Source organism: Streptomyces sp. NPDC048275, from assembly GCF_040652275.1.
Lineage (GTDB): Bacteria > Actinomycetota > Actinomycetes > Streptomycetales > Streptomycetaceae > Streptomyces.
In genome coordinates, this window is record NZ_JBEZLR010000234.1 from 1 (window position 1) to 2,290 (window position 2,290).

Consider the following 2,290-nt stretch of genomic DNA (forward strand, 5'->3'; position numbering starts at 1 on the left):
GAAGCCGAGAGTGGGGGAGTCGGCAACCGACGACAACGCCGCAGATCGGCGTGCCAGACCCCGCGTCTCCGGCATGATCCGCCGGACAGGCCCTAACGCAGGGACCTGAGTTCGATCGCCGGGCAGCGGTCCATGACCATGTCCAGTCCGGCGGCACGGGTCCGCTCGTAGGCGGCTTCGTCGATGACGCCGAGCTGGAACCAGACGGCCTTGGCGCCGATGGTGACGGCCTCGTCGGCGACGGGGCCGGCCAGTTCGCTGTTGAGGAAGACATCGACGACGTCGACGTCGAACGGGATCGCGTCGAGGGAGGGATACCCCTTCTCGCCATGGACGGTCTCGGCCTTCGGATGCACCGGGACGATGCGCTTGCCGAAGCGCCGCAGGACGTCGGCGACTCCGTATGCGGCACGTTGTTGGTTCGACGAGAGGCCGACGATCGCCCAGGTGTCACCGAGCTCGGTCAGGATCTTGCGGGTCGTTGCCGGGGCGCCGTACACGGGCGGTCTCCTAGGTCGGCTGGATGCTCAGCCGGGAAACAGCGTCCGGCACACGGTGATTCCCCGGGGACGGGGGTCAGGCGATCTTGCGCCCCGCATTGCTTGACTTAGGCAAGTAGATGGTAAAATCGCCCCATGCCCACACCACCGCCCACAGCAGCCGCTCTCGCGTCGACGGACGTGGCCGAGATCGAGCGCGCACTCACCCGCATCTCGTATCTGACCGGCAGGGTTCGTCAGCATGAACGCCTTATGGCGCTGGCCGGACTCCCGCTGGACCGAGCCGCCGTGGCGCTGTTGCGGCAGGTCGCCGATACCGGCTCGCTGCGCCCCAGTGAGCTGGCGAACCTGCTGTCGGTCGAGGCGTCCCACGTGACCCGGCAGGTGCAGCAGTTGGAGAAGGCCGGCTATCTGACGCGCGTCCCGGACCCCGACGACCGCCGAGCCCAGCGCATCGAGCTCACGCCGGCCGGCCAGGACGCGGTCGACCGTACCCGCGAGGCGAGCCGCCGGGGCATGTTGGTGGCACTGGCGGACTGGTCCCCGGAAGACCTGCGGCAGCTCGCCACGCTGTGCCATCGGCTGGCCGACGACTTCTTCGACCACGCCGAGGACGACATCGACGTCGTGCGTGCGTTCTCGCCCGAGGCCTGATGCCACGTACACAGCATCAGTGAGCAGCCGTCGCGGACTCGTGCGAACGCGGACGGGCAGCACGTTCTGGTAGTCGTGGATGCCCCTGAAGCCGTCGAACTCTCTGCACCGCCACCGCCCCCGTTCCACGGCTACGCCGCCCTCGGCGGGGGCGCGGCGCCGCCGGTCCTCCTCCACCGGGGTGCCGCGCTGTCGGTCCTGTCGGTTGTGGGATCGACGATGCCTCACCGGCGTGATCCAAACGACAGGCCCTAGGGCCGGGGGACCTGTACGAGGCCCGTTTGGTAGGCGATGACGACGAGTTGGGCGCGGTCGCGAGCCTTGAGTTTGCCCATGGCGCGGTGGATGTGGGTGCGGACGGTCAGTGGGCTGACGCAGAGCTTCTCGGCGATCTCGTCGTTCGACTTTCCCTCGGCCGCCAATGCCGTCACCTCTCGCTCCCGTGCGGTCAGAGTGGCCAGGTGCTCGGGGAGCGCCAGCCGTGCGCTGGGCACGGGGGTGGCGAGGAAGCGGGTGACCAGGGTGTGCGCGGCGCGGGGCGAGAGGAGGGCGTCGCCGGCGGCCACGGACCGGATGCCGTCCAGGAGTACGTCCGCGGTGACCTCCTTGCCGAGGAAGCCACTGGCCCCCGCGCGCAGGGACCGGGCCACGTCCTCGTCGCTCTCGCACGTGGTGAGGATGAGGACGCGGGTGGTGGACAGGTCGGGGTCGGCGCAGATGGCGGCGGTGGCGGTGAGTCCGTCGGCACCGCGCATCCGGATGTCCATGAGGACGATGTCGGGACGGTGCGTGCGCGCGAGGTCGACGGCTTCCTTGCCGTCGGAGGCCTCAGCGACCACTTCCATGTCGGAGCAGGAGTCGATCAGGATGCGGAACGTCGCCCGCAGGAGGGCTTGGCCGTCGGCGAGCAGGACACGGATGGGCATCGGGAGCGGTTCTCTTCAGGGCCGGGGGAGCGGGGCATTGACACGTTGCCATCTTGAAAAGCGCTGGTCAGTGGGGCTGGTGTGAGCTGGGGGAGGGTCAGCGGGAGGTGAGGGGGGTTTCGGACTCGATGCGGGTGAGTTTTTCGGGGTTGCGGACGTAGTAGAGGCCGGCGACACGGCTGTTTTCCACGCGGAAGGACAGCACGCCGT

General features: G+C 69.0%; 3 protein-coding genes and 1 pseudogene. 1 reads left to right on the plus strand and 3 read right to left on the minus strand.

Going from position 1 to position 2,290, the window contains the following annotated elements; all coding sequences use genetic code 11:
* Nucleotides 1-92: 92 nt before the first annotated feature.
* Entirely contained in the window at nt 93-500 is a 408-nt protein-coding gene (locus tag AB0D57_RS47580; protein WP_362088749.1) for a CoA-binding protein, read from the minus strand.
* A 135-nt stretch (nt 501-635) separates the two neighbouring features.
* On the opposite strand from AB0D57_RS47580, the gene AB0D57_RS47585 reads away from it, so the two are divergent.
* Nucleotides 636-1,154, plus strand: a complete 519-nt coding sequence (locus AB0D57_RS47585) for a MarR family transcriptional regulator (protein WP_362088750.1) — start codon at nt 636-638, stop codon at nt 1,152-1,154.
* 251 nt (nt 1,155-1,405) lie between these two features.
* On the opposite strand, the gene AB0D57_RS47590 is transcribed toward AB0D57_RS47585, so the two are convergent.
* A complete protein-coding gene (locus AB0D57_RS47590; RefSeq protein WP_362088751.1) occupies nt 1,406-2,080 on the minus strand; it encodes a response regulator transcription factor in 675 nt (224 codons plus the stop codon).
* Nucleotides 2,081-2,177: 97 nt separating this feature from the next.
* Nucleotides 2,178-2,290: pseudogene (locus AB0D57_RS47595) on the minus strand (RNA polymerase subunit sigma-24); the annotation flags it as partial.

Bases quoted from the DNA above. Each gene is read 5' to 3' on its own strand.
- AB0D57_RS47585 (WP_362088750.1), top strand. From the start codon at position 636: ATGCCCACACCACCGCCCACAGCAGCCGCTCTCGCGTCGACGGACGTG.
- AB0D57_RS47590 (WP_362088751.1), bottom strand. From the start codon at position 2,080: ATGCCCATCCGTGTCCTGCTCGCCGACGGCCAAGCCCTCCTGCGGGCG.